Source organism: bacterium (assembly GCA_037200965.1).
GTDB lineage: Bacteria > Patescibacteriota > Minisyncoccia > Phycocordibacterales > Phycocordibacteraceae > C7867-001.
In genome coordinates this window covers 586290-610640 of sequence record JBBCGK010000001.1, presented here as the reverse complement: position 1 = coordinate 610640, position 24351 = coordinate 586290, and the positions used below count along the sequence as shown (strand labels likewise).

At 54.3% G+C, this 24351-nt stretch carries 27 protein-coding genes and 4 tRNA genes; 16 read left to right on the top strand and 15 right to left on the bottom strand.

The features are described 5' to 3' along the window. The first annotated feature begins 129 nt into the window (after positions 1–129). The 5 genes from WDN10_03525 to WDN10_03505 all read left to right on the top strand — a co-directional run bounded on the left by WDN10_03525 (position 130) and on the right by WDN10_03505 (position 5162). Positions 130–870 (top strand): hypothetical protein, encoded by a 741-nt coding sequence (locus WDN10_03525; GenBank protein ID MEJ0053762.1) that lies wholly within the window; start codon positions 130–132, stop codon positions 868–870. Positions 871–1717: 847 nt separating this feature from the next. Then, a complete protein-coding gene (locus WDN10_03520) occupies positions 1718–2182 on the top strand; it encodes a hypothetical protein (GenBank protein MEJ0053761.1) in 465 nt (154 codons plus the stop codon). A 154-nt stretch (positions 2183–2336) separates the two neighbouring features. Then, positions 2337–2621, top strand: a complete 285-nt coding sequence (locus WDN10_03515; GenBank protein MEJ0053760.1) for a hypothetical protein — start codon at positions 2337–2339, stop codon at positions 2619–2621. An 85-nt stretch (positions 2622–2706) separates the two neighbouring features. Further along, entirely contained in the window at positions 2707–3738 is a 1032-nt protein-coding gene (locus tag WDN10_03510; GenBank protein MEJ0053759.1) for a hypothetical protein, read from the top strand. A gap of 98 nt (positions 3739–3836) precedes the next feature. Further along, on the top strand, positions 3837–5162 hold the full coding sequence (locus WDN10_03505) for a recombinase family protein (protein MEJ0053758.1): 1326 nt from the start codon (positions 3837–3839) through the stop codon (positions 5160–5162). A gap of 131 nt (positions 5163–5293) precedes the next feature. Here WDN10_03505 and WDN10_03500 read toward each other — a convergent pair whose 3' ends face one another. Both WDN10_03500 and WDN10_03495 read right to left on the bottom strand, forming a co-directional pair. Then, positions 5294–5830 (bottom strand): hypothetical protein, encoded by a 537-nt coding sequence (locus tag WDN10_03500; protein ID MEJ0053757.1) that lies wholly within the window; start codon positions 5828–5830, stop codon positions 5294–5296. 136 nt (positions 5831–5966) lie between these two features. Continuing rightward, positions 5967–6037: transfer RNA gene (locus WDN10_03495), tRNA-Gly, on the bottom strand. Positions 6038–6133: 96 nt separating this feature from the next. On the opposite strand from WDN10_03495, the gene WDN10_03490 reads away from it, so the two are divergent. Beyond that, positions 6134–6207, top strand: a tRNA-Pro gene (locus WDN10_03490). A 246-nt stretch (positions 6208–6453) separates the two neighbouring features. Here WDN10_03490 and WDN10_03485 read toward each other — a convergent pair. The 3 genes from WDN10_03485 to WDN10_03475 all read right to left on the bottom strand — a co-directional run bounded on the left by WDN10_03485 (position 6454) and on the right by WDN10_03475 (position 8070). Next, positions 6454–6527, bottom strand: a tRNA-Gly gene (locus WDN10_03485). After that, positions 6513–7214, bottom strand: a complete 702-nt coding sequence (locus WDN10_03480; protein MEJ0053756.1) for a hypothetical protein — start codon at positions 7212–7214, stop codon at positions 6513–6515. The genes WDN10_03485 and WDN10_03480 overlap by 15 nt, the downstream gene beginning before the upstream one ends. 52 nt (positions 7215–7266) lie before the next feature. Further along, positions 7267–8070, bottom strand: a complete 804-nt coding sequence (locus WDN10_03475) for a hypothetical protein (GenBank protein MEJ0053755.1) — start codon at positions 8068–8070, stop codon at positions 7267–7269. Between the two features lie 132 nt (positions 8071–8202). Here WDN10_03475 and WDN10_03470 point away from each other — a divergent pair, with 132 nt between their 5' ends. After that, on the top strand, positions 8203–8562 hold the full coding sequence (locus WDN10_03470; protein ID MEJ0053754.1) for a hypothetical protein: 360 nt from the start codon (positions 8203–8205) through the stop codon (positions 8560–8562). A 51-nt stretch (positions 8563–8613) separates the two neighbouring features. Here WDN10_03470 and WDN10_03465 read toward each other — a convergent pair. Then, positions 8614–8685: transfer RNA gene (locus tag WDN10_03465), tRNA-Arg, on the bottom strand. A 67-nt stretch (positions 8686–8752) separates the two neighbouring features. Between WDN10_03465 and WDN10_03460 the strand changes: the two genes are divergently transcribed. Further along, positions 8753–10216, top strand: coding sequence for a CCA tRNA nucleotidyltransferase (locus tag WDN10_03460; protein MEJ0053753.1), 1464 nt, complete (start codon positions 8753–8755; stop codon positions 10214–10216). A gap of 364 nt (positions 10217–10580) precedes the next feature. Here WDN10_03460 and WDN10_03455 read toward each other — a convergent pair whose 3' ends face one another. Then, positions 10581–11372 carry an exodeoxyribonuclease III gene (locus WDN10_03455; protein ID MEJ0053752.1) on the bottom strand — a complete coding sequence of 264 codons (792 nt, stop codon included), beginning with the start codon at positions 11370–11372 and terminating at the stop codon, positions 10581–10583. A 228-nt stretch (positions 11373–11600) separates the two neighbouring features. On the opposite strand from WDN10_03455, the gene WDN10_03450 reads away from it, so the two are divergent. Then, on the top strand, positions 11601–11795 hold the full coding sequence (locus tag WDN10_03450) for a hypothetical protein (GenBank protein ID MEJ0053751.1): 195 nt from the start codon (positions 11601–11603) through the stop codon (positions 11793–11795). Between the two features lie 117 nt (positions 11796–11912). Here the strand turns inward: WDN10_03450 and WDN10_03445 are convergent, their stop codons facing one another. Beyond that, positions 11913–12659, bottom strand: coding sequence for a helix-turn-helix domain-containing protein (locus WDN10_03445; GenBank protein ID MEJ0053750.1), 747 nt, complete (start codon positions 12657–12659; stop codon positions 11913–11915). Between the two features lie 116 nt (positions 12660–12775). Here WDN10_03445 and WDN10_03440 point away from each other — a divergent pair, with 116 nt between their 5' ends. Continuing rightward, a complete protein-coding gene (locus WDN10_03440; protein MEJ0053749.1) occupies positions 12776–13468 on the top strand; it encodes a queuosine precursor transporter in 693 nt (230 codons plus the stop codon). 4 nt (positions 13469–13472) lie between these two features. Here WDN10_03440 and xerA read toward each other — a convergent pair whose 3' ends face one another. Beyond that, the gene (gene xerA, locus WDN10_03435; GenBank protein MEJ0053748.1) at positions 13473–14393 is read right to left on the bottom strand and encodes a site-specific tyrosine recombinase/integron integrase; all 921 of its coding nucleotides are present in this window, start codon (positions 14391–14393) and stop codon (positions 13473–13475) included. Positions 14394–14479: 86 nt separating this feature from the next. After that, the gene (locus WDN10_03430; protein ID MEJ0053747.1) at positions 14480–14788 is read right to left on the bottom strand and encodes a hypothetical protein; all 309 of its coding nucleotides are present in this window, start codon (positions 14786–14788) and stop codon (positions 14480–14482) included. 88 nt (positions 14789–14876) lie between these two features. Here WDN10_03430 and rpsO point away from each other — a divergent pair, with 88 nt between their 5' ends. Both rpsO and WDN10_03420 read left to right on the top strand, forming a co-directional pair. Next, positions 14877–15143, top strand: a complete 267-nt coding sequence (gene rpsO, locus WDN10_03425) for a 30S ribosomal protein S15 (GenBank protein MEJ0053746.1) — start codon at positions 14877–14879, stop codon at positions 15141–15143. A gap of 87 nt (positions 15144–15230) precedes the next feature. After that, positions 15231–15746, top strand: coding sequence for an NYN domain-containing protein (locus WDN10_03420; GenBank protein ID MEJ0053745.1), 516 nt, complete (start codon positions 15231–15233; stop codon positions 15744–15746). 55 nt (positions 15747–15801) lie between these two features. Here the strand turns inward: WDN10_03420 and WDN10_03415 are convergent, their stop codons facing one another. Continuing rightward, positions 15802–16311, bottom strand: coding sequence for a hypothetical protein (locus WDN10_03415; protein MEJ0053744.1), 510 nt, complete (start codon positions 16309–16311; stop codon positions 15802–15804). Positions 16312–16443: 132 nt separating this feature from the next. Here WDN10_03415 and WDN10_03410 point away from each other — a divergent pair, with 132 nt between their 5' ends. From WDN10_03410 to WDN10_03400, 3 genes are all read left to right on the top strand, one after another. Further along, complete coding sequence (locus WDN10_03410) at positions 16444–17763, top strand: hypothetical protein (GenBank protein MEJ0053743.1); 1320 nt, start codon at positions 16444–16446, stop codon at positions 17761–17763. A 21-nt stretch (positions 17764–17784) separates the two neighbouring features. Then, positions 17785–18141, top strand: a complete 357-nt coding sequence (locus tag WDN10_03405; protein MEJ0053742.1) for a TraR/DksA C4-type zinc finger protein — start codon at positions 17785–17787, stop codon at positions 18139–18141. Between the two features lie 630 nt (positions 18142–18771). Beyond that, a complete protein-coding gene (locus WDN10_03400) occupies positions 18772–19512 on the top strand; it encodes a helix-turn-helix domain-containing protein (GenBank protein ID MEJ0053741.1) in 741 nt (246 codons plus the stop codon). Between the two features lie 36 nt (positions 19513–19548). Here WDN10_03400 and WDN10_03395 read toward each other — a convergent pair whose 3' ends face one another. The 3 genes from WDN10_03395 to WDN10_03385 form a co-directional block, all read right to left on the bottom strand. Next, on the bottom strand, positions 19549–20364 hold the full coding sequence (locus WDN10_03395) for a hypothetical protein (protein ID MEJ0053740.1): 816 nt from the start codon (positions 20362–20364) through the stop codon (positions 19549–19551). A 488-nt stretch (positions 20365–20852) separates the two neighbouring features. Then, positions 20853–21656, bottom strand: coding sequence for a hypothetical protein (locus tag WDN10_03390; protein MEJ0053739.1), 804 nt, complete (start codon positions 21654–21656; stop codon positions 20853–20855). A gap of 86 nt (positions 21657–21742) precedes the next feature. Next, a complete protein-coding gene (locus WDN10_03385; protein ID MEJ0053738.1) occupies positions 21743–22003 on the bottom strand; it encodes a hypothetical protein in 261 nt (86 codons plus the stop codon). 232 nt (positions 22004–22235) lie between these two features. On the opposite strand from WDN10_03385, the gene WDN10_03380 reads away from it, so the two are divergent. Beyond that, complete coding sequence (locus WDN10_03380) at positions 22236–23138, top strand: integrase core domain-containing protein (GenBank protein ID MEJ0053737.1); 903 nt, start codon at positions 22236–22238, stop codon at positions 23136–23138. A 63-nt stretch (positions 23139–23201) separates the two neighbouring features. Here the strand turns inward: WDN10_03380 and WDN10_03375 are convergent, their stop codons facing one another. Then, positions 23202–24140: a M23 family metallopeptidase gene (locus WDN10_03375; protein MEJ0053736.1), complete on the bottom strand. Its 939-nt coding sequence runs from the start codon at positions 24138–24140 to the stop codon at positions 23202–23204. Positions 24141–24351: the final 211 nt, after the last annotated feature.

The window sequence follows — 24351 nt, the reverse complement described above, 5'->3', positions numbered from 1 at the left end:
TTACATAGCATATAGGTCATATATTTGGTCGTCAAGACTACTTGACTTTATACAATACTGCGCTACACTAATCTCAGAAATCAAGTTCGCTTTATCGCGCTTCGGCGCATGCCTCAGGAGGGCAACCATATGACTAAGACCGTACTTGTTACTTACCGCTCGAACGATGTATTCGAGGCGTATGTCCCACGCATCCTGGAGACATTGAAGATAGCTGGGTACGAGGTGAGGGAGAAATCCTATCCTCGTGGATTTCAAGGTATCTTCCGTGACCGCGACAATATGGAAACGGAGGCAAAGGAGGCTTCCTATTGGCTCCCCGACCTTACCTGCAAGAGCGATCTGTTTCTATCCGCCAAACAGTTCCGTTTCGGTGGGTTGGATCAGCTGATCGCTCGGGGGATTTCGGCCTCTCTCTTTGGAGAAAAGTCGACCCATGATATCGGGTTGGAAGAAACGAAAGCTATCTTTCAAAAGGTGGCTCGCATGGTTGCCGACAAGATCGGCGAGCCTAAGGTCGTTTCTCTCTGGACTTCCCACTTTGGAGATCATGAGCCCTTCCGCGGTAATCCCGAATTGGGATGCGAGAGTCTTCGTGCATGGCTAGGGGAACTCTTCCCACAATGCACGGTGGAAATCTTAGATTGTTATCGTCCCACTAAGGGATGGAACATCCTAGATCGCCATGACCCAGAAGCGCATCCTTGTTACTACGCTAAATCAGGTCGTCTTTTCTTCAGTATCCCTGTTGAAACGATGGTGCGCGACTTAGAACGCGTCGGACTATTAACGGGAGTCGTGGAAGAGGCTTGGCCACATATAGCTAGGGAACTAGAGAGCGAGCTCTTGGAGATTAACGGAGCGGGATGAAAACCCGCTTGGCAACAGAACCAAAAATCGAACTGCCGCGCTGGGCAGGATAAAGATAGGGCGCAACCTTAAACCGCTTCGCAAGAGGCGGTTTTTCTTTATGCACCTCGGTCACTTGAACTAGCACTAGAGTGTGCCCCCTCACTGTACTGAACTGGGCCAGGCGAGGCAAACGCAACGCCCTTTGGCGAGTAGCCGCTAACCCCGATCGAGGCCTCGGGGTCGGGTACAAAATGAGACAAATGAGACACAGGTAGGGTATATCGGACACTGTCTCGTTTTAGCGATTCCAGCAAGCAGTTGCAAGGTATTCTAGCGTTTTGGGTGTGTCTCACGAGTGGCGAGCGTGGGCCTCGCGGTTGCGGACTGGAAAAGCGAACAAACCGAACACGAAAAGGGCTATCCCGAGTGTTCGGAAAGTGGACTGTTACCTTACAAATCTGACAGGGGGTCGGGGGTCAAAATGATATAGAATGCAACGTCAAAACGGCGTTTGTGGCATGTTGCATTTTGGGGTTGCAAGGACGTTAGATACCCCCGCAGGCGTGTCCAATGCCGGAGGGCAAAATGTTACAAATGTTACACGAATACGGCATGTACGGGCGCGTAACATTTTCAGAGAACCAGACCGCAGATGCTGGGTATCTTAGAGGAAATTAGGCGTAAAGAGTGACAGCGCACTGTCACTTTCGGTAGGTGCCGATTAGACACATTAGACACTCATACGGCAGGCCGCGAAATGCCTACAAATGCCTAGAATTCGGGGTCGCCATGCAATCCTTGACTTCCTAAGTAGATATGTAATACTGCGTACGGTAGCACAAATGGCCTAAGGAGGGCCACAAACATGACGACATTGAGAAATTGGTACTGGAACGCGGGCATCCTGCTCGCCCAGCTTCTGGTCGGCGGGGCAATCGCCCTGTTTACCCAGCGCATCGGCGTCGGTATCGGCGTCGCCCTGACCGTCACCGTCCTCTGCACGATGGCGGCGGGCGGAAGGATTGGGGACGACGATCGCAAACTCGAAGCCCTGATGTGCGGGCTGAGTGCACTCTGCGCGATTACTGGCCTCCTCTTCTTGAGGGAGGGTGTGTATCATCCCACGAGTTTCCGGGGGCCGGATCGCGATTGGATGTTTCTGTGGCCCATGGCCACTCTGGTCTTCGCCGCGATATCTGCGGTGCATACGGGCGGGAGCACCGCTCCCTGGCGCAACTGGTTCCTCAACTTCCTCGCGGACCTTCCGCTCGGAATCGGTTTCTTCTTCGGCGGCCTCGTGCTGCTCAACCAACGGAGACACCACGCCTAGCACAATCCGTCCGCTACAGCCCCACACAATCCGGTGTGGGGCTTTTGATATAGAATCCAGGCGCATGACCCTTGACAGTATATGTGCTACATGCTACTATAGAAAACAGTCAATTTGTCGCCCATTTACGGGCATCCAGCTAGGGAGAAGATCTATGGGTATCGTATTCACTCGTCAGGTCGGCGCGAAAGCCGATGAAGGATTCGGAGCGGCCATCTGCAACGTCGACGACATCGAAGAAGCGCGTCGGATGATTACGGAAAGTGGTGGCACCGAAGAGGTCGTTGGATACGTCGATCTCGACGAGGACGACCTGGCAATTGCCGCCATTTCGGGCGTGCTCTGGTTGGCGATTGATGCCAACCTGCATAGAAAAAATGGCGCCGAAGAGCTCCTCCTGAAACTCTTCATGGCAGGCCGCGCGTCGGCCTCCCAGTAGGGCAAAAGCTCTAACAGGCCAAAGCCGTTCTCTAACGAAAAGTCGTTTGAGGACGGCTTTTCATTTGTCATAGTATGATGTCTATATGTCCGGATTTGAAGGTGCTGGCCCACGGCCCGAATCACAGGAAACCGCTCAGAAAAAGTATGGCCGTCTTGTTCGTTCGTATCAAGACAAGTTCAAGGAGCTTAAGCGATTTCGCAAGCAGAACGCGCACGCTCTCACCGACCCAGAAGTGAAAACGGAAGCGGAACTCATAGACTCTGAGCGGCACAATACACATCTTGAGTTAAATGCGCTCGGCAAGGACTTAGGCAAAAGTGACCACGATGTTCTCATAGACCTGTTACGGCAGGAAGGAAGTCTCGAAGAGCTTGGCCTCCCAGAATTCACGATCATATCCAGTGAGGACCTGCCTGACGGAAGGCTCATGCAAAATCGCGATAGATTCTTTCCATCCGAACATGAGGACGGCGGGATCTTGGGTGAAAACGCGCTTCTTGTTTTTGATTTTCTTGATAAGAGCATCGGCGATGGATGGAGCCGTCGCCCCGCTCTGCCTCGCAGGGACGGCCCTATTCGCCAAGATCGAGAGGAGGCGCTCGCAAAAGCATTAGATCTCCCGACTGCGAATTTCCAGGACGGCAGCACATACCACGAAATCGGGCTGGTCGCTTCGGGTGTTCTTATTCCGAAGGCAAGAATCGAAGAGGTCGCGGCGTTTATTCGCGAACATCCGAGTGAATACCGCTTGGGTGACCAATTCTACTCTGCCGAAGAAGTTGAGTCCTCCCTGCGAGAATATCCCGCGAAATTCCGTCTATATCTAAGTTTACTGGATGAGCAGTATGCCCAGGATGCGCTTGAGCACATACGAAAATTTGGCGACGAACACGAGCTTAAAATCGCAACCGAGGTTCTTGGGGAAATCGAGGCGAAGGAGCGTGAACGTATTCGGGAAGATGAGGAGCGCGAAGCGGTGACTCGCCGCGAGAAGGAGGATGAAGAGCGCAAACGTACTGCGTCAGAACAAGTTGCAAAAGAGGAAGCCGTCATCGATCACTTTGAGAAGTTCCCTCACGCCGAGCCTGTGAGAAAACCAGGGAAGAGAAAATAACAAGGTACTAAATTCCGCATTAGATACCAACAACCCCTCGCTGGACACCCACGAGGGGTTGCGTCATCCATTGACCCGTTAGCAATAACGGCAAATGTATGGAAACAGCAATGATTCAGGGCGGATTTGGGGCGGCTCCTCCCTTGGTGGAGGTACAGGCGGTGCGGTACTGCTTGTATGCGAGGAAAAGTACAGAGAGCGAGGAGCAGCAAGTTTTGAGCATCGAGAGCCAGGTCAAGGAGATGTTGGCGCTCGCAGAGAAAGAGAAATTGGAGATTGTCGAGGTGAAGCGAGAGTCGCACTCGGCCAAGGAGGCCGGAGCGCGACCGGTATTCAATGAAATCGTAGACGAATTGAGGGCTGGAAAGTTCAACGGCATCTTAACCTGGGCACCGGACCGCATCAGTCGCAACGCAGGCGACCTCGGCCGCATCGTGGACTTAATGGATAGCAGGCACTTGGTGGACATACGCACATATGGGCAGCGGTTCGGCAACAACCCGAACGAGAAGTTCTTGCTGATGATTCTTGGGAGCCAAGCGAAGCTTGAGAACGATAACAAGCGCATCAATGTGAAGCGCGGGCTACGTGCAAGGGCCGAGATGGGCCTGTGGCCCGGCATCGCGCCCACGGGATACCTCAACGATTCTCGGAAGGATCACCGCTGCGAGATATTGGTGGACCCTATTAGAGCGCCAATCATTAAACAGGTCTTCGAGAAAGTCGGGATCGAGCGCTGGAGCGGCCGCAAGGTACACGGGTGGCTGAAGAGGGATGTGCAGTTCGCCTCGCGCATCGGCAAGAGCATGAATCTCTCGACGCTATACAAAATGCTCAAGAACCCCTTCTATTGCGGCGTGTTCGAGTATCCGAGAGGCTCGGGAAACTGGTATACCGGCAAACATACGCCGCTTATCACCCAGGAACTCTTCCAAGCCGTGCAGGAAAAGATCGCCGAGGAGAACCGCCCCAAGCACCGCTTCAAAGAATGGAACTTCACCAAGCTCCTGCTGTGCGGGTACTGCGGGAGCGGCATAACGGCACAGGAGAAGCAGAAGATATTGAGTACCGGCGAGCCCGTCTCCTATGTGTATTATTCCTGCTCCCGGGCCAAGGATACCCAGTGCAAGAACCCGTATCTGCGGGAGGAGAAAGTACTCGACCAGCTCGCCACCATGATAGACCGCATCTCCCTTGACGAGATCGGGGCGCGACACCTCATTGAGCGGGAGGTGTCCCGATACAACAAGCTGCGGGCGGAGGTGGAGGGCACCAAAGAAACCATCGAGGCCAAGGAGATGGACATACGCAAGTATGCCAAGTATCTGCTGAAGAACGGCACGAGAGAGGAAAAGCGGGAGCTGCTGGAGCACCTCAGAGATCGGCTTATTCTCAACGACCGAATCATCACGCTGGCCGACTAGCACAAAAGCCCGACGAATGTCGGGCTTTTGTGCGTGAACGGGCGTGGACGGATGAAAACCACAGCATGTGTGGCACCGCGAGGCTCCACGGCGAATTTGGGAAAGGTCAAAATGATGGGGTCGGACGCGATTCAAGACTCTGCCCGTTCAAGACCCCCAAGAAGCCTCTCTAATTCTTCAGGGTCACTATCTTGAGCTTTACTAATTACCGAGACCATTTCGGGTTTAATAAAATAAACCTCGGTTCCTTGTTTGAGCATTGCTGCTAATAGCGAAGGGAACCGCTCTAACCCACGGGGTTTAACAGTAGTTCTAGAAACCCATTCCTTATCGCCAAGTCCGATTCCTTTATTTATTTCGAAGGAATCGCTGGGGAAGCTATACACCGTGCCACCGTGATCCTGTTCTATAAATTCTTCACGGGTCATGGGAATACATACGAATTTACGCCCATTTACGATACCGCCGTTTGTCACGAATTTATTCGCCATTGATTGAATGGCGATCTCACGATCAGGAGATGCATACACCGCCGGTTCTTCATCGGGTCTTTCTGCCGCGGAACGTGGTTCAAACTCCTTGATATCACCGTTCGCTGTTCCATGGTACAGAACAGGCGGCTTTTCCTTAGATTCGCTCTGATTGAGTTTCGGGACCTCGTGGGACATAGAGGTAAGTATAGCTTGCCGGGTCGGTTTAATTTAGACGGAACGGATGCGGAACACTAAAGCTCGACCGGGCAGGCCTCGCGGTTGCGAACTATTTTCGAGGCCTCGCAGACGAAAAACGGGTCTCTGACCGCTGTGCGGGATGGGAGAATCGAACTCCCGCCATCAGTTTGGAAAACTGATGTTCTACCATTAAACTAATCCCGCTTCGTTCCCGAGAATACCACTTACGGGGCTTTTCCGCACTGATCGGAGAATGTAAAAGTCGCAAGGGTTAAGGGCCCGTGTTACTCTGCTTGCACTCGGGGCGTCGTATACCGGTAGTACGCTTGCTTTGGGAGCAAGATGACCGGGTTCGATTCCCGGCGCCCCGACCAAAATGTAAAACACCCCGTCAGGGGTGTTTTACATTTTGGTCGCCTAAAACCTTTATGTCCTTTCTTCATTTTCCGAGAGGACCTCACGGCTTTAAGAATGAGGGCCTATTTGCTTGCAATTCTACAGACCATCGCGGTGGACAGAGCGTCAAATATTGTCCTTTATCCCCAGTATTAACACCTTTATCCACTTTTGTCCGAAGCGCAAAAACGGCCATTCAAGGCCGTTTTTGCGCTTCAAGAAGCTGGTGCGGACAGGGGGAATCGAACCCCCGACTGAATCTTGGCAAGATCCTGTTTTACCACTAAACCATGTCCGCCTCGGGCTTTATATTCTCATAATATTGCAAGTTCATCAATTCCTGCGGTAACAACCGCAGCCACTCGATCATCTTCACCTTCAGGTACGTACTTGAGACGAAGATGCTGCAGACGCCGTGTCCGAGACGCTTCGTCTTATGGCGGCCCTGTATAAGGATGCTTTTGAGGAACTTATCGAGCGGGACCCCGGATGCTTGGGACCAATAACGCCGATTCGCCTCATCGTCTATATCCGGATAAGTGAGGATGGAGACCCACACTTTCTCCTCGGGTATATTGCATACGTTCTTCAAGAAGACGACAAAGAGTCTGATTAATTCCGGGTCGGTATTCGCGAGCCGCACCTGACTTTTCGTCGTCTTGTCTCCTTCGCCCCAATAGAGCATGAGCCCGGCTATAAAGAGGGGGTTGTATTTGAGAATCTCAAGGTCTGTCCGGGCTTCTTCCTTCGCTTCCTCGTATATCCGAGCCAGATGAACGCCCCGAATCCTGTCGAGTTCGATTATCCTGGCCGTGTGCTGTATCTGGGCCTTTGCTGCTAAATCTCTGGCCATCTTCTTAGACCATCCAATTTCACTGAACCAGCCAGAAAGGGTGCTTATTGGTACCTTAAGGGCGCCCCTGATTTCTCTGTAGCTCTTTCCATTCCTGCGTAATTCAAAAGCTTTGTCTTTATCCTTTCGCATATATATACTCTACGACGAGAGTACGGTTATGACGCAAGATTGTTAACAGCCGCTACGTTTTCGGAAAATAGAAGTTCCTCGCAAGAAGCTTTCTGAGCTTCTTTGCCTTCAAGGGGTCGTTTTCAAGGGTGAAGCGAATCTTCCCCAACGCCCGACAGATGGGGAGAAGCTCGGGAAGTGTGTCCTTTATCGGCCTGTTCGATTCATAGAGCTTATCGATCCGCGTCGCTGATACCTTAGGGAGCCGTACCGTGACGATAAGAGAGCCTATAACGGTCACATGGTCACTTCGGCGAAGGGATAGGATATTTCTTGTATCTATTTGAAGGTATTCGCCTTGGTATTCCCGCTTAAATTCCTTGTCCGCCTCAGACTCCCCTCCTACGATAAAAAAGCCGTGGCGCCCCACCTTAGCGAAATGCCGATAATACGCCTCCTCGCTTTCCTTGCGCTCGGGCATATATGCCCAGAAATCGTGCGGGTTGTAGAAGAAGACTTCGGGGTTCGGAACCGATTCCTCAATAGGGAGGACCACTGTCTTCCAGAAGGCATCGAGGTGTTCGATCGATGTAAAGGTATGGGAAAATTTCTCCCCGACTGAGGGCGCCGCGACCGGGACAGGACGAAGTCGCTCCCCTACCCTTCGCGCCCATTCTTCGTCCACCATCAGCCGCTTCCCGGTTTTAATGAGCACGCCCGCCGCGATGAGTTTGTCCGTCGCTTTATAAATAGCGCGAAGCGAGAGCGATTTCTCAGGAAAGACCAGCCGGGCGTGCATCGATTTGATACTCAAACGACCCTCAAGGAGGAGTTCGATGATACGGTCTTCGAGGTCTTCCGTGCGGCTGAATATCACTATCGAGAGGATACTCTATTTGAACTAAAAGTACAAAAGTATATAAAAAGCGCCAGTATAATCGCATTATAAAATCATACTTAGTAATCTCAACCTCGGACCGAGAAGGTCTAACGGAAACAGGAGAAGACCATGCCCCCATCAGGTTTTGCCCAGCGCGCCAGGAACGGCGCCCACGAGCTCTTTGAAGGATGCATCGAGGATCTCGATCAAGAGGTCATCGACGGAAAGTGGCCGGACCTTCCCGCCGGAATCCGCGGTGAGCTCGCGGCCCTGAAGCTCGTTACCGCGGCTCCGGAAACCCCGGACGGCGTGGTTCGGGGTACGCTCGAATTCGCCAAAGGCGTGTACAGCTACGCCGACGAGGAGCTCGCAAGCGGGAAGCATCCGAATCCCCGGTCGGCAATCAATGCGGCTCTCGACCGCGCCGAAGTTCTGATCGCGGAGCTTCACATCAACAAGAAGGGCGAGCTGGTCCGGAGACCACAATAAGCCCTACACCAACTTCCCCGCAGGCGGCCCAGAGCCGCCTGCTTCTTTTTGTGCCCCCGCCAAGATTCGAACTTGGAACGACAGATTCGAAGTCTGTAATGATATCCATTTCACCACAGGGGCATTGAACTCTTTGATACTAAGACACGGCTAGGAGAAAGCCTAATCGCGGGCTACTATTTTATTGATTATGCACTTCTCTATTTCAAAAGAAGTTTCCTCGGTTTCCGAAATACTCCGCAAGGAAGGGTTCGAAGCATATCTTGTCGGCGGATGCGTACGCGATCTTCTTATAGGCCGTAAGCCGAAAGATTGGGATGTCACTACCAACGCAAAACCTGAGGATATACAGCGTATATTCCCCGATTCCTACTACACCAACGACTTTGGAACCGTTGGTGTTCTACGTGAAACGGACGAGGAGAGCCTTAAAGTGATCGAGGTTACACCCTACCGCACCGAATCCTCCTATACCGACAAACGACGGCCGGATAAGGTCGAATTCGGCCAAAGCCTTACCGAAGACCTCGCGCGCCGCGATTTCACGATCAACGCCATAGCCCTTGATGAGTCTAAAGGACATCTAATTGACCCGTACGGCGGTCAAAAGGACATAAAGGACAAAGTGCTCAGAACGGTGGGGGAGGCGGCTCTACGCTTCGAAGAGGACGCCTTGCGCCTTATGCGTGCGGTGCGGCTCGTGGCGGAGCTAGGTTTCGCACTTGATGGCGATGCCGCTGCAGCTATCCAGGCAAAGGCCCCAAACCTGCAGCATATTTCAAAGGAGCGCATACGCGATGAGCTCACCCGCATTCTTGAGTCCGACCAGCCCATGATGGCCCTTGTGCTGGCACAGCAGCTTGGAATACTTAGTTATATCGCCCACGACTTAACCCGCGGTATAGGGATCGACCAGAACCAGGCACACAGCTATGACGTGTTTGGCCACCTGATGAGGAGCATGCAGCACGCTGCAGACAAGGGCTGGGAATTCGATATACGCCTTGCTGCCCTGTTCCACGACGTATCTAAGCCGGAAACCCGTCGATGGTCAGAGGAAAAGCAGGACTGGACCTTCCATGGACACGAGGTGGTTGGTTCACGTGTAACACAAAAGGCCCTTGAAGATCTTAAGTTTCCACGTGAAACCATCGAAAAGGTCACCAAACTGGTCCGTTGGCACATGTTCTTCTCCGACCCTGATCAGATAACCCTCTCGGCCGTACGGAGAATGATTCGGAACGTGGGGCAGGAAAACATCATGGACTTGCTCAATCTGCGCATATGCGACCGTATAGGCACCGGAAGGCCCAAGGAGCAGCCGTTCCGTTTCCGTAAATACAAAGCGATGGTGGACGAAGCCCTCAGGGACCCTATATCCGTAGCTATGCTAAAAACTGACGGCAGGAGGATCATGGAAGTGTTACACGTGCAACCGGGGCCAAGGATAGGTTGGATGCTTCACGCACTTCTTGAAGAGGTGCTTGAGGACCCAAAAAAGAACTCCTTGGAGTATTTGGACGGGAAGATAGCAGAGTTCAGCACTCTTAGCGACAAAGCACTTAAAGAGCTCGGAGACGCAGGCATGAAGAGGAGGGAAGCGGAGGAAGAGGCGGAACTACAGAAGATCCTCGAGAGACACCACGTTTGTTAAATCAGTTACACGGGAAACAGTACGGAAAAGAGAAAGCCGCCTGTAACCCGAAGGAGTGGGGACCACAAATGGGGGAACGGGGGAGAACTGATGGTCCTTCACTATAAGAGACTGGGTTTCTGGCGGCTTTCGAGAGATTGCCTTGAACTGGGCGTCTTTTCACGTGCAACTGGCCAAGCCCTGAGTACGTAAGGGATTCGTCCCTGGCGGAGGCTGGCTGTCTCGTGCTTTGGCGCTCACTGATTGATGTTTGCTCGCACAAAGAGCTAAAGAGCGATCAACGGTACAACTGCCCGAAGGTAAGGATACTCTTGTAAAGGACGAAGTAAAGAGGCAAGCAGGGGATAAGTGTCCTTTATGTCCTTTAGATCGTTATTGAAACAGGGCAGTGGTCGGAGCCCAGGATTTCCGGATGTATCGCCGCCTCTTTAATAAGCGGCGCAAGAGATTTTGATACGAATATATAATCGATTCGCCAACCTATGTTGCGCTCCCGGGCGAAGTTCCAATGGTTCCACCAGGAGTAGTGTCCGTTGCCCTTGGTAAATAAACGGAAAGTGTCAATAAAGCCAGCCGCTATGATCTGGTCGATCCCTTCGCGTTCCTCCTTAGTGTAGCCGTGCCCGCCTTCATGCTCCGTGGGATGGGCGAGGTCGTCCGGCGTATGGGCCACATTGAGATCGCCGCAGAATATAACCGGCTTCTCCTCCTCAAGCCACTTGCAGTACTCAAGAAACGCTGGGTCCCATTGCGTATGCCTGAGGCCGAGCCTGCTTAAGTCGGGCTTTGAGTTCGGCGTATACGCGGAGATTACGAAGAATTTTTGGTATTCGGCCGTAATAACCCTTCCTTCGGTATTAGGGTCACCGTAGGAGTCGTCCGCAAGACCGTATTTCGCCACGAGATCCTCGGGAAGACCAAGCCGTATGTCGAGCGCTTCTTCTTTCGAGAAGATGGCCGTACCGCTGTACCCGGCCTTCTTCGCGGAGTTCCAGTATTCCGTATAGCCCGGCAGATCTATCTCCGACTGGTGTTCCTGAGCTTTCGTTTCCTGGAGGCAGAGGATGTCGGGTTTTATTTCCTCAATGAAAGGGAGAAAGACGCCTTTCCGGTGCACCGCACGTATACCGTTCACGTTCCACGAGACGATCTTCATTTCTTTATCTTACACGTTCCCGGCCGGTTGCTTTTACGTATTTCAGGTATACATTTATCAGCGGCATCGTTAAGGAGGGTGCCAACAATGCGTAGAGCATCAGGAGTGACCTGGACATTCACGGCAAGAATAAGCCTTGGGTCCGCGGTAACAGTTGCCCGTTTTCTTCTTCGCCCCCGCACATCCGAGGAAGAGTTTGAGTCCTTTTCCCAGAGGTCTGCAAAAGAAATGGCGAAGCGGTTAGGCATCGCGGACGACTATTTCGGTATCCACGGTACCTCTCACGCAGGCCACGTGTATGTGTATTTTCGGACCCAGACAAATGGTAAGGCTCGCCGGGCCATGCTCGACTGGCTGTGCAAAATTGCTCGCACGACAACGACTGTCCCGGCAACGACAACAGGAGGTGACGATGCCGCATAATCGACCACCATGCAGAGAATCGCCTTGTTTAAGGCCGGCTTCTGCAAGGTGGTTCTCTGTTTTATAACTTGATCAATCAAATATACAGGTTTCTTAAGGTGCTGGTCTTCCAGATTTTTATATGAGTCCTTCCCACGTCACCATAAACAGCTCCTGCTGCATACGAACCAAGGCGTCTGTTTCAATAACAATGGTCGTAATGGGATAGGTGAGCGGGTGAATTACGATTTTCCGAGGCGTTATCAGCATATTTGCATCAAGCCGCGTGCCTTTCGGAAGCAAGCGAACCTCTTCCCGAAAATTCTTCTCATTTAGCTTATAACTTTTCGCAACTTCTGAGGGTATGAGCGCGATCTTCGCCTTGAGATTGATCCGCAGCCTGCGAGCAATGAAAGACTTGAAATAGTCTTTATCGAACGCATCCCACCGCTCGGGGTCCCCAAAGACATAATAGTCGTCACCGCTTTTGAGTTCCGCGAGAAGTTCGTCGTAGACGCTCCTCATCGCCTCGGTACCGACGTAATAACGGATTATTGAGTTATTGCCGCGCAGCGAATAGAGTGCCTGAAGTTCGGGAAAAAACGACTGAAGGGCATGCTTCTGTTCATCGAGTATGCGTTCAAGACGCGTCGGATTCTCCGCTACGTATATGCGCTTGAGACCCGGCTCCTCAATCCCTACCAGTCCTTTGGCGCGCAGGGACTCTATAACGGCGTAAATGGTTGTTCGTTTTACCCCCGACTGTCGGGAGATTTTGAGCACGGTCGAGGGGCCGAGTTCAAGCATCGAAAGATACACTACGGCTTCGTGATCGTTAAGGCCCGAGCGTATGAGCATTTTTCTGAGCGATTCCCGGTTTTGCATGATTCTGACGGCTAGTCAGACAAACAATACCATATGTAAACCATGGGTATTTTCTTGATTCTAGACACTTTGTCGACTTTTTTGACGCCTTTCCCTGTCGAAAATAAGGTGAAGTTATGAAGGAATTAAAGGTTGCGGTCGGCGACACCTGGCAGCCAAAAGCGCTGGTGTACCTCGCCATGCCTATGATGGCGCTCATGCTTGTTACCGAAGTTCTTAATCTCAAGTTCGTCAACTTTTTCGGGATCTCGATAGTCGGTTCGCAAATCAGCTATGTCTTGTCGCTTATCGTTGCTGACATTCTTGCCGAGGTATACGGCTATCGGCGAGTGAGACGACTTCTGTGGGTCGGGCTCGGAGGTCTTATCGTCTATACCATTTTCATAGAACTCGCCGTATTCCTCCCGCCTGCGGCAGGTTACGCGAATAACTCGGCGTTCGTCACTCTCTTCTCCCAAGTTCCGCGCATAACCACTGCGGGAATTATTGCGTACTTTGTCACAGAACTCACCAACTCATACGTCATGTCGCGCTTGAAGGTACATTTCACGGCTCGGTACTTCTACGGTAGGGCTCTTACGTCGGTAGCGGTAGCACAGATAGTGAACGTGCTCTTCTTCTATGGGATCGCATTCGCGGGTATCCTGCCGCTTGCGCTTATGGCTTCCGCAGCGACTGTCAGCTGGATGGCGGTGATACTCTGTGAAATGGTTGTTCTCCCGCTTACGAAGCGGCTTGCCAGGTATATAAAAGAATATGAGGGCATAGAACACTTCGATGCAGTCCCGAGAGGCCTTCCTTCTTCCTAAACAACTACTCGCGGTTTTTGCTATGAAACTTCTTATGCACATCCCGCAAGTGCGAGTCGGTAACGTGCGTGTAGATCTGCGTCGTGATGATGGAGGCGTGGCCGAGGAGCTGCTGGACGCTTCTGATATCCGCGCCGTTGCTTAGAAGATCAGTCGCGAAGACGTGCCGAAGGGTATGGGGAGACACTTTGCTCGTGATACCGGCCCGGGCGGCATACGCCTTGAGGTGCCGCTGCACGTCGCGGGGAGTGATGCGGTGGAGCTTCTTCGGGCGGCCGTCGACGAAGAGCGCCTCCTCCATATCAGCGCGAGCCTTGAGGTATTCGCGTACCGCCTCCTTGGCGGCAGGGGAGAGGAATACCACGCGGACTTTGTCGCCTTTGCCTCGTATGGAAAATTCGTCCCTTCCAAGATCGAGATCGTTATTGAGGGAACACAACTCGGCGATACGCAGGCCCGTGGAGAAGAGAAGTTCCATGATTGCGCGGTCGCGAAGGAGGGTACGGCGCACGTGCGGGTCTTTTTCCGTTTTGAGCGCCTCGGCAGGGGAGTCTATAAGGCGACTGAGCTCCGCCGAGGTTATAAGGTCGATCTGCCGCTCCGGCACCTTCGCGAGTTCGATGCGCTCGGGGGCTATGGTCTGGATCTCGAGCCTCCGGAGGTATTTGAGGAATGCGCGGAGCGCGATGAGGTAATAGTTCTGGGTGCGGCGCTTCATCGAGTCCCGTCCGGTGCCCGACTGGCGGTTGAGCCACATGCGGAATTCGCGGATTTTCGGTTCGGTAATATCGGAAGGGTCTTTTATATCCGCCTGTTTGATAAAGCGCGAAAGGTAGCGGTCGTAGTTCTCGACCGTTTTCACGCTCCGGCCTCGCTCGATTTCGATGTATTCGAGAAATTGCCGCTTGAGCTGCTCGGCATTCATATGGGGAAGTGTAGCACCGATGTGCGCACAATAATTAGCGACCCGCGGCACCAGCCGCGGGTCGTCATTGTCTGGCGTTCGAACACTCAGAGTGTCAGCACCCAGCAGCTGACCTCGGGCAGACCGAGCAATTGCTTGAACATGGTATCCGCATCGTTGCGACTGGAGCGCCACCAAACCGACACGCGCCCGCCCCCTTCGAGACTGAGCCGGTTAATGTTCGGAACATGGAGAACTGAAAATGTCCGAATCCCTTTCCCGGTTGCCACAACCATGTAGCCCGTAAGGGGCGCTCTCTTCTTCAGCGCCCGCCCGATTGTGCGAGCTTCCTTTCTGACCTCGGGGGTCAGGATTTCCCGCCCGTCGGCGCAAAAAGAAGCGACTATCTTATGCATGAGTTCCTCCGTTAAAACAGTGCTGCCGAACCAGCACTTACAATACAACCCTTGCATAAATAATCAAGATGTGGTAGGGTATCGGCACATGCTAACTACGAAGAAAAAGGCGGCAATCATGAAGGACTCGGGTATCCACCCGACCGACACCGGCTCTGCCAACGTGCAGATCGCGCTTCTTAGCAAGAAGATCGACGACCTTGCCAAGCACCTCAAGAAGAACGCGAAGGATTTCCATTCCCGCCGCGGACTTCTCCAGATGGTCGCCGACCGCCGGAGCCACCTCCACTATCTCGAGAACAACGACAAGCGCCGCTACAACGCGGTCGTCAAGAAGCTCGGGCTTAAGAAGTAGCTTCTTCCCGCCGCTTGCGGGATGGTAGTATGTAGCTCAGGACTTCCGTCCTGTTTTAATAAACGTTTCTCATAAGCATTACTTTCTATGGCAGTCATCAAACATCCCGCGCAGCGGGTCGGCGTATTTATCGATACGCAGAATCTCTATCACAGCGCGAAGCATCTTTATAAGGCGCGCGTGAACTTCGCGAACGTTCTCAAGGAAGCGGTCGGCGGTCGCGTGCTCGTGCGCGCCATCGCCTACGTCATCTCGACCGAAAGCGGGGAAGAGAGCGCGTTCTTCGACGCCCTTACGAAAATCGGCATCGAGACCAAGGTAAAAGGCCTCCAGGTCTTCTCCGACGGCGCGAAAAAGGCCGACTGGGACGTAGGGCTCGCGATCGACGCGGTCAAAATGGCGCCGAAGCTCGACACGGTTATCATCGCGTCCGGCGATGGCGATTACGTTCCGCTCGTCGAATACCTCGACATGAACGAGGGATGTCAGGTGGAAGCGATCTCGTTCGGCAAGTCTTCCTCGGCGAAGCTCAAGGAAGCGGTACATGCCTTCACCGACATGTGCGACGACCCGAAGAAATTCATTATCGGGCACCGGGGATAGGCATATAGACTGAAATTTGGCCCCGGGACACGCATGTGTCCCGGGGCCTGTGTGTTTACGCTCCCGGCGGATAGGAAAGCACGTATGTGCCGCTTCGATATTCGTCCTGAAGCGGTCTCGGCGCTATAGGACTTCCGTATATCCACTTCCCGCGCGCAACACGCGCCAAGCGAACAGTGTGTATTTCGTCTCCCGAGGCGAGGGCGGGAAAGATGTTGGCCTCCGTTCCTTCGCTTAGGAGGCCGCCCTTTTTCAGATGCCGGGCGAGGACTATTCTGGCATGGCCTATCTCTACGGGTACCGGAAACGGTCCGAATATGTCCTCGGCCGTTGCTTTGTCCGAAACGCCGGAGAGACTGAGTTTCCATATGCAGATGGCTGCGTCGCCGAGCGCTGGTCTGCGGATTGCGTTGAAGCGCCGATTGAAATTCCTTGTACGCGTGACTTCACAACCCCGCAGGTGAAGTCCGTGCACCGAAACTGAGAACGGGGGAGGGTCATGGATTTTCAGTTCACCGATCTGTTCCAGGATCCGCCCGTCCCCTTCGAGCCTTAGTATTCGCATTTCAGGTACTCCTTGGAACAATTCCGCTGTCCGGCACTATCGCATACATCCCAAAAATATTCACCCCCCTCAAAAAAGTAAGGCACCCGCCGGGATTTCGCGCATATCTTTTCGGTTATACTTTCCTAAGCGATGCAGGACGACAATTACATCGATGCGACCGAAGAGGCCCCGGCACTCGCCGGAGGCCGCGACGTGCCGGAGCGCGTGATACGCACCTATGCGGGCGATGTCGCCTCGATTACAGGCGTGACCGCGCAGGGCGCGGCAGTGCCCCCGCCGGTTCCCGCGCCGCAAGCGGCCGCGCAAGAAGACCGTGACGCCATACTCGCGCGCCTCCGCGCGAAAGCGGGCGCCGTGCGGCAGCCTGAGACCGCGCAAGCGCCTCCGGAATCGGCGTTCGACGCGGACCGGAACGCTTCCGCGAGCGTACGGGACAGATATGCTCCCACCGCCTCGGAGCGCCTCATAGAAGCGAGCCCGCTTGAGGTACCGGAAGCGTTTGTTCCGCCGCCCGCACCAGTTCCGGCTCCGGCCGCTCCGGTCAAAGCGCCTGATATTTCTGCCGGACTGCATACGTATAAGAATGATTTCGCGGAACACATCGAAGACAAAGGGGCTTCGGCTATAAGCGTTCTCGCAACCGAATCGGACGCGCCCGCACGAAAAGTTACCGCCGCGCCCGTGAAAAAGGGAGGCGTTGCGCTCATGTTGTCGGGAATCGCGATCGTGCTTCTTGGAGGAGGCGCACTCTACGCCGCGTACTACTTCATGCAGGCGGCCAATATCATCCCGACCGTAGTGAGCGCCCCTTCCCTTATTTTCGTCGACGAGCAGCAAGAGATCACGGGCACTGGGCGCGATCTTCTTGCCGCCTTTGCAGAAGCCGCCCAGAAGCCGCTTGCCGCGGGGGCCGTCCGCCTCGTGTATGCGACGGTGAGCACGACGACCGCGGACGGAATAACCTCAAGTTCCCCCGTTTCCGGCGGCTCCCTTGTGGCGGCCATGCAGCTCCCCGCGCCGGACATCCTGCTCCGCAGCATCTTGCCCGAAAGCATGCTCGGCGTCGTACGAAACGGGGAAGAGACGCGCCCGTTTTTCATACTCAAAGTCGACTCGTTCGAACGCAGCTTCGGCGGCATGCTCGCGTGGGAGCCGACCCTTCCCGGAGATTTGGCGCTTCTGTACCCGGCATATCCCGCCGCCGTCGTTTCCGAGCCGATCGCATCAACCACGACACCCTCTTCTTCGGTGTCTTCCGCGCAATTTCTTCCCGCGCCTTCATTTAAGGACGAAGTGGTGGCAAACCATGACGTGCGGACGCTTCGGGACGCAAGCGGACGAAGCCTTATCATGTACGGCTATTGGAACCAGTCGACGCTCGTCATCGCCCGCGACGCGGCAGCCTTCACCGAACTCATGAACCGCCTTGCGACTACTCGCAAGCAATAAGCCGTGCTAGAATCGGCCGATATGACCGACACCAATACATACAAAGCGAGGCTTGCGGAAGAGAAGGCAAAGCTTGAAAGCGAGCTTGCAAGCCTTGGGCGCAGGAATCCCGGGAATTCGGGCGACTGGGAAACCGTTCCTCCCGAGACCGGCTCCGAACCGGATCCCGTAGACGCTGCGGACCAGAAGGAGGCATATGAGGAAAACGCGGGGATTCTGAGCGACCTTGAAATACGCTATAACGAAGTGCTTGCCGCGCTCGACCGCATTGAGAAGAGAACCTACGGCATCTGCACCGTTTCCGGCGAACCGATTGAAGAAGACCGCCTTAACGCCGACCCTGCTGCGGCGACCTGTAAGGCACATTTGAACGGATAAGAACCGGGGGACGGAAAAGGAACAGCGCGGTGTAAACACCGCGCTGCTTTTCCTGTCTTCTCAATCCGTCAAGGGTTTGCCGAGCCAAAGAGCCCGGCGGACTTTCGCCCAGAACATACGCCGGGAGTACATTCTCCGCGCCCGGCGGAGCAAAACCCGGCATAGGCGACGGGCGCTGGATGGCATCCTGTCATTGTCCGATTCTCGCCCTTCTTCCGGCCAACAGAAAACGGCGGAAAAGAATGGATTGTTTCTGGAATAATCGACAGTCACGCGCGGCTCCGGCTTGTCCTCGTAAAGCACGATGACCTCTAAGGGCTGCGTGATGTATTCCCAGGAAGCGCCGTGTTTGGTAAGAGTGAAATTTGAAGGAATTCTGCCGCCGACCATCCTAAGGGCGAAGCGAACTCCACTCCTAAACCGCAATCTGTCTTTCAGGTCTCCATAAACATCGTAGTTCATCTTCAGTTGCTCCTTCTTACACCGTACAGGTTCCTGCGCCCTACTTTGCTGATGTTTTAGTAATAATCAAGACTTGTATGACAAGTCGTGTACAGAATTGCTTACTGTCCGCCTTCTTTTAAAAGAATTGACGAAAGTTCTCGTCAGCAATAAGCTATAGGTATGGGTGTGGAACAAATCCTACAAAAACTCGGCCTGTCCGAAAAAGAAACGTGTGTGTACCTCGCTCTACTACGAATCGGGCTTGCGGGCGCCGCTAAAGTTGCGAAAGAAACAGGACTGCCGCGGCAGACGGTCTATTCGCTCCTCGCCGATCTGGTCAAGAAGCGATTTATCGACCAGAGCGACAAGCGGGGCGTCCGGCAATTCTATGCCGACCCGAACGAGCTCTTGCGGCTGGTCGCCGAAAGGAAAGACGAACTTGAAAAGCAGAAAAAGACGCTCGAGCGGGAGCTGCCGAAGCTTCTTGCGGAGAACAAGCGCGGAGGCGCATTCCCGGTCGTGCAGTACTACGAAGGGCAAGAGGGACTGAAGAGACTGTTCGAGAATATTCTTACGCAGCACAAAGGCACCAAAGCCAAAAGCTTCCGCGGGTTCGGCATCAATCGCTTCGATGGCGGACTCGAAGAATACATCCGCGGATTTATCGAGCGTCGGCACTCGTACGGAGTCACGACCAACCTCCTCATCGCGGACGCGCCGGACAACTTCGGCATCAGGGATGAGCAGACCGCGCTCGGGCGAAACGTTAAACGGCTCGACATCGACGAGCAGGAAGCGGGAATCTATTTTGTGGGCAACCGCGCGTATTTCTTCTCGTACAAGGACAACGTGGGAGTGATGATCGAGAATCAGGCGATCGTGAAGTATCTGAAAGACGCTTTTGACGTTTTGTGGGACGGTCTTTAACTTTGCGATTTGTTCACCAAACTTCTCGTCTCCTGCTTACGTATTTATAACTAGAATTTGGTCCTTAAAATTTATATCCCCGTTCCTATCCTTGGTCTTATTTGCATTCGCTACAAACTCTTCAAGTTCAGCTTCACTCGGCTTCCGCTCGGTATTGCTGAAGAACTGCCACAGCACGGCGGCTTCATGCCTGCTCTGATTTACATGATCAATATAAAAACGCATGGGCATCTCCGTTACCTCGACCCGCAGACCCCTGGATCGGTAGTGCTCGGCTACGACATCGCTGTACACATACTCTCCAAACGGGTTCGGGACCATTTTGTAGTAGTCGCCGTCCCGCGGGGCGGTAACGATGACGAGCGTCTCCGCCATAGCGGCCATGGCGTCGAGCGCGGCGCGGTACGAACTTTCGTTATTCGGGGTGCCCGCGAGGTAGTAATTGACATGTCCCGCGAACAATTTATCGAACTGCTTCGGCGCATCAAGCCTCTCAGGATTCCGCTCCCATGCGGCCGCGAAATCGGCAAACGAACTCCGGTACGGCACTATGCGCTCCACGGGCAATTGCGAGCAGCGGCGCATGGCCCTTCGAAGGCCGCTTTCGTTCGGTTCGAGCAGGAACAGGCTATTTATCCGGTACGAAGGAAGCGCGGAGGCGACCGAGATGATTTGCCAGAAGGTATGGCCGTCGCCCGTTCCGACATCAAGCACATTCTCTCCGTCAGCAAGCAGCCCAGCGACAGCCTTGCAGAACCGCCACCAATCCGGACGGTTCGTGGAAAGATATATTTCGTTCGTGACGCGTTCATCCCACCAGTCGAAAGAGGGATTCGGATCGCTTTTGCGCATGCCCGCTAGCCTAGGATTAATAAAGTATAAAAGCGAAGGAAATGAAGGTATGTATGGATATAAACAACTAAAAGTTGCATGTGCTGATAATAGTTCGCCCGGTTTCCTCGTCGGAAACCGGGCGGGTTGGCTGGCCTAGCGGCAGGCCGCGGAAGCGTGAACGGTGATATAGACCAAATACGCCACGAAACCGCTCATAAGGGACATCATGAAGGCGGCCCACAGACCATGTACGAAGACTTGACCGAAAGTAGCGGGCAGGGGAGGAAGACCAAGTTCCGTCCTTCGGTGAGCCGTGTACCTATTCAATTCCGGACTCAAGAACAAAAAAGCCCCTGCTCCAAGGAACGCGACAGTAATTATGTAGGGCCATACAGAACACATCATGCGCATCTCCTCTATCGCACGTAACTTCACGAAAGATAGCCCTCGGAACAGGATCGGCAAATAACTTCCCGGATTTGTCGATACTTTCAACTTCCGGTTGTTTACAGAGATATGCTGAAGTACTTTTGGGCTTTCTTCGTAAAGACAGAAGCCTTGGCAGAATCGCGCCGGATAGAAAGCTTGAAAACACCTTTTTGAGCCGTGAGTTTGTCGATGTCGACCGCCTCACCGCGGACCGCCCGTCGAATCCCGGGTACGACTGCCTCATCAAGGGCAGCTTCGATCACCAGATCGCCGATAACATTCATATACGCGGATTCCTTCTGCCGGAGCGGGTTCTCGCCGAACATATTTTCGATGCGGGCAACGCGAGGATGCTCGCTCAGTTTCTTTTCTTCCCGAGTCGCGTGCGTGAGGATGTTCACATGCGGATTCTCCTTGCCAAGCAGTTTGAACCATACGTCGGCGGTCGAGGGCCGAAGAAGGTAAAACCAGTCGTGGGGGATGAAGGAAATGATGGGAACGCCGCGACCGGCGCCCTGCATCGCGATAAGCACCGCCTGCGTCCAGAAGAGGTCGAGTTCACGGAGCGTCTTGAATTTAAAAGAGAGTTTCTTGCCATTCTTCAACCCGCCGAAATAACTCTGATATCCGGAGAGATGATATGCGTCCGCACTCTTCGCGATACGCTCCCGCTCCCGCTCGAGCCAGACGACGGAAAGGCTTACCGTGTCACGATGGAGGGTAACTATTTCCGCGGCGCGGAGCGAGGCGAGTGCTTTATAGAAGCCTTGGTAGGTAAAATCCTTGCCGACGACCCGGTTGCGCAGTTCCACTTTCCCGCGCGGACCGTTTGATAGCGCATCGATGATGCGTTCGGTGAGAGGAGTCGCTGGCTTCCGCATACAACTTTCAGTTTAACCAATCTGTACAAAAGAAAACAGGCGGGGGAGGAAACGATCCCCCGCCGCCTGCAAGTGTGCCGAATCCGTCACATGGATTGCGTGCAGTCGCCATTGATAACTCCGCCCCGCGGAAGCGGAGGAGTCTTGCTTGCAGATTCCTCCGACGGATACCCGGTGAAGTAGACGCCCCGGCGCAGCGTTTCCAGGAGCTTCCGCATTCGCTCGGCGTCCGGATGTTCGTTGCCGTGAAGCACAGCAAGACCCGCGCTGATGTCCTCAAGCACGGCAAGCCGATGTTCTTCTGCGATGCAGTTGCGCAAGACGGCGGCGGCACTCAGAAATTGCATGTCGTCCCTGTTCCCGGGATTTAGCCTGGGCAGGCGTCTTTTGAGACACGCGTGGAATTCTTCGTACGGAAGGTACTCTGGCGATTTGTCGCCCATCTTATTCTCCCTCTTACTCGTTGCGCCGCATCCAAAACCTACGGCGATTCCGCGAATGCTATCAAAAACCGTCGCGAACGCAACTGATGCTTAAGGTCGCACTGCATATCGAACACTCCCTAATACTAAGGAGGATATGCGCAAAGAACCCAGGGAAATCATCAGGAAATTGAAGAAGTCGGGAGGAAAGGTGCGCGAAACCGCACGGACACTCGGCATATCTCCGGGCACGGTGGTGTTCTGGAAGAAGCGAGCCCGGAGCATCCGGAGCCGGTTTGCGCTCTCGACGCGGCAGCTTGTCCGCAAGTCGACAAGACCGAAGCGTCTTCGCCGCAGGACGCTCTCGGGAGAGCGGGCTGAGGCGCTCTTGCGCCTGCGCGAAGAGAAAGGATACGGGGCGCGCAAGCTCAAAGTGCTGCTCGGCCTCTCCGAGCACCCGGCGACCATCCATCGCTTCCTCAAAGCGAAAGGTCATATACTGGAAGGCGCGTCATACCGACGGCCGAGATATCAGGAGACCACGCATATGTATCTCAAGAACGTGACCGCGCCCGGGAAGCTTCAGATGGATGTGAAGTACGTGACGCCCGAGCTGTCGGGGCTCCCGCATACCCTGTATCTGTATGCCGTCATTGATATTTGGAGCCGATACAAAGCTGGCGTCATCTTCCCCGAGCTCGTGCAGGACTTCTCCATCGAGGCCCTGCGGACGGTTTCGCTGCCGTTCGTACCGGATTTCGTGCAGACCGACAACGGCCTTGAGTTCCAGAGCCGCTTCCGCGCCTTCGTGACTGGGGAACTCGGCTGGAAGCATCATTTCATCCACAAGGCGAACCCGAATGAGAACGCGGTCATCGAGCGGTCATTCCGCACCGACGAGGAGGAGTTCTTCTGGCGCTTCATGAAAAAGCCCGCTTCAATGGAGGACCTCAATGCCCAGTATCAGGCCTTTCTGCGCGAATACAACCACGAACGGCCGCACCTTGGCATCGAGCTCAAGACGCCGTATGCTCGACTGCAAGAGTGTTCGATATGTTAGTGCGATATTAAGCTGATGCAGCTTATGTTTGTACCAGTAATTGCTTTTGTTATTGAAATATTGTTACCAGCACGCCCTCCCGACGGCGCAGGAAGCGGGAATGGGATTCTTCGCGCCGCGGACTTCGAAGTGGAGGTGCGGGCCGGTGGCTTCGCCCGTGCGGCCGACGTAGCCGATGACGTCGCCCTTCGCGACCGTCTCGCCGACCGTCGCGATGTCGCGGCTCATGTGCGCGTAAAGCGTCTGGGTGCCGTTGCCGTGGCTTATAACCACGTAGCTTCCATATCCGCCGTTCCACGCGCCGTCGGCTTTCGAGACGATGACGGTACCCGCCGCCGCCGCAAGGATAGGTGCTCCCGAAGGCTTTCCGAGGTCGACGCCGTTGTTGCCGTGAAGGCCCTGCGTAAGAATGGCGCCCGGAAGAGGGTTTCCGTAGTAGCCGGGGATGGAAGGACCGCTCGCGCCGCGAAGCGGGTTCGCAGGAGTTTTCGACGTACTGGTTTTCTTCGCAGGAGCCGCAGCCGCAAGCTCGCCTCCCGGAATAATGAGTACTTGCCCGGCAACAAGCGGCGCGGCACCCTCAAGACCGCTGAACTGCGCTATTTCTTCCGCGTCCGCTCCGTATTTCTTCGCGACCCCCGCAAGCGTATCGCCCTTAACGACCGTGTACTTGAGGCCCGAGACCGGAAGAATGACGAGCGTCTGTCCCACATGAATATCCTTGGCGCTCTTCAGGTTATTGGCCCAAATGATGGTATTTACGGAAACATCGAACATCTGGGCAATATCGGAAATCGAGTCGCCCGAACGAACGACATATGTAGAAATTTGGTCGTTTGCGGGCATTTCGACGATATCGGCGATGGTGCCCGCAGGCCCGGTATGGGCGACAAGCGCAGCGCCCCCGGTGGTGTCGGGGGCGTCCGGAGCGCTTCCGGCATTCGGGTCGGAATTGGTCGGGGAAGCAAGAAGGGCGAGGCCCGGGTCGGGAACGACGGTCATTACCCCCGAAGCACCCTGGGCAGGGCTTCCGAAGAGCCCGGAAAGCGAAAAAGCCTTCGCAAGGCCCGGGGCCAGGAGAAAAAGAAGACAGAGGGCGAGGCACGCCGCGGTTGCGGGGTGGATCAGCCGATATGCGTCCTGAGGTGCACCTTTGCGCCCTTTGGAATCAGGAAGATTCTTGTTCGAGAAGATACGGTTTAAAGGTTGTTCA

What these genes read in the sequence shown, in the direction of transcription:
- WDN10_03525 (MEJ0053762.1), top strand. Translation starts at nt 130, where the DNA reads ATGACTAAGACCGTACTTGTTACTTACCGCTCGAACGATGTATTCGAG.
- WDN10_03520 (MEJ0053761.1), top strand. Translation starts at nt 1,718, where the DNA reads ATGACGACATTGAGAAATTGGTACTGGAACGCGGGCATCCTGCTCGCC.
- WDN10_03515 (MEJ0053760.1), top strand. Translation starts at nt 2,337, where the DNA reads ATGGGTATCGTATTCACTCGTCAGGTCGGCGCGAAAGCCGATGAAGGA.
- WDN10_03510 (MEJ0053759.1), top strand. Translation starts at nt 2,707, where the DNA reads ATGTCCGGATTTGAAGGTGCTGGCCCACGGCCCGAATCACAGGAAACC.
- WDN10_03505 (MEJ0053758.1), top strand. Translation starts at nt 3,837, where the DNA reads ATGGAAACAGCAATGATTCAGGGCGGATTTGGGGCGGCTCCTCCCTTG.
- WDN10_03500 (MEJ0053757.1), bottom strand. Translation starts at nt 5,830, where the DNA reads ATGTCCCACGAGGTCCCGAAACTCAATCAGAGCGAATCTAAGGAAAAG.
- WDN10_03480 (MEJ0053756.1), bottom strand. Translation starts at nt 7,214, where the DNA reads ATGCGAAAGGATAAAGACAAAGCTTTTGAATTACGCAGGAATGGAAAG.
- WDN10_03470 (MEJ0053754.1), top strand. Translation starts at nt 8,203, where the DNA reads ATGCCCCCATCAGGTTTTGCCCAGCGCGCCAGGAACGGCGCCCACGAG.
- WDN10_03460 (MEJ0053753.1), top strand. Translation starts at nt 8,753, where the DNA reads ATGCACTTCTCTATTTCAAAAGAAGTTTCCTCGGTTTCCGAAATACTC.
- WDN10_03455 (MEJ0053752.1), bottom strand. Translation starts at nt 11,372, where the DNA reads ATGAAGATCGTCTCGTGGAACGTGAACGGTATACGTGCGGTGCACCGG.
- WDN10_03450 (MEJ0053751.1), top strand. Translation starts at nt 11,601, where the DNA reads ATGGCGAAGCGGTTAGGCATCGCGGACGACTATTTCGGTATCCACGGT.
- WDN10_03445 (MEJ0053750.1), bottom strand. Translation starts at nt 12,659, where the DNA reads ATGCAAAACCGGGAATCGCTCAGAAAAATGCTCATACGCTCGGGCCTT.
- WDN10_03440 (MEJ0053749.1), top strand. Translation starts at nt 12,776, where the DNA reads ATGAAGGAATTAAAGGTTGCGGTCGGCGACACCTGGCAGCCAAAAGCG.
- xerA (MEJ0053748.1), bottom strand. Translation starts at nt 14,393, where the DNA reads ATGAATGCCGAGCAGCTCAAGCGGCAATTTCTCGAATACATCGAAATC.
- WDN10_03430 (MEJ0053747.1), bottom strand. Translation starts at nt 14,788, where the DNA reads ATGCATAAGATAGTCGCTTCTTTTTGCGCCGACGGGCGGGAAATCCTG.
- rpsO (MEJ0053746.1), top strand. Translation starts at nt 14,877, where the DNA reads ATGCTAACTACGAAGAAAAAGGCGGCAATCATGAAGGACTCGGGTATC.
- WDN10_03420 (MEJ0053745.1), top strand. Translation starts at nt 15,231, where the DNA reads ATGGCAGTCATCAAACATCCCGCGCAGCGGGTCGGCGTATTTATCGAT.
- WDN10_03415 (MEJ0053744.1), bottom strand. Translation starts at nt 16,311, where the DNA reads ATGCGAATACTAAGGCTCGAAGGGGACGGGCGGATCCTGGAACAGATC.
- WDN10_03410 (MEJ0053743.1), top strand. Translation starts at nt 16,444, where the DNA reads ATGCAGGACGACAATTACATCGATGCGACCGAAGAGGCCCCGGCACTC.
- WDN10_03405 (MEJ0053742.1), top strand. Translation starts at nt 17,785, where the DNA reads ATGACCGACACCAATACATACAAAGCGAGGCTTGCGGAAGAGAAGGCA.
- WDN10_03395 (MEJ0053740.1), bottom strand. Translation starts at nt 20,364, where the DNA reads ATGCGCAAAAGCGATCCGAATCCCTCTTTCGACTGGTGGGATGAACGC.
- WDN10_03390 (MEJ0053739.1), bottom strand. Translation starts at nt 21,656, where the DNA reads ATGCGGAAGCCAGCGACTCCTCTCACCGAACGCATCATCGATGCGCTA.
- WDN10_03385 (MEJ0053738.1), bottom strand. Translation starts at nt 22,003, where the DNA reads ATGCAATTTCTGAGTGCCGCCGCCGTCTTGCGCAACTGCATCGCAGAA.
- WDN10_03380 (MEJ0053737.1), top strand. Translation starts at nt 22,236, where the DNA reads ATGCGCAAAGAACCCAGGGAAATCATCAGGAAATTGAAGAAGTCGGGA.
- WDN10_03375 (MEJ0053736.1), bottom strand. Translation starts at nt 24,140, where the DNA reads ATGACCGTCGTTCCCGACCCGGGCCTCGCCCTTCTTGCTTCCCCGACC.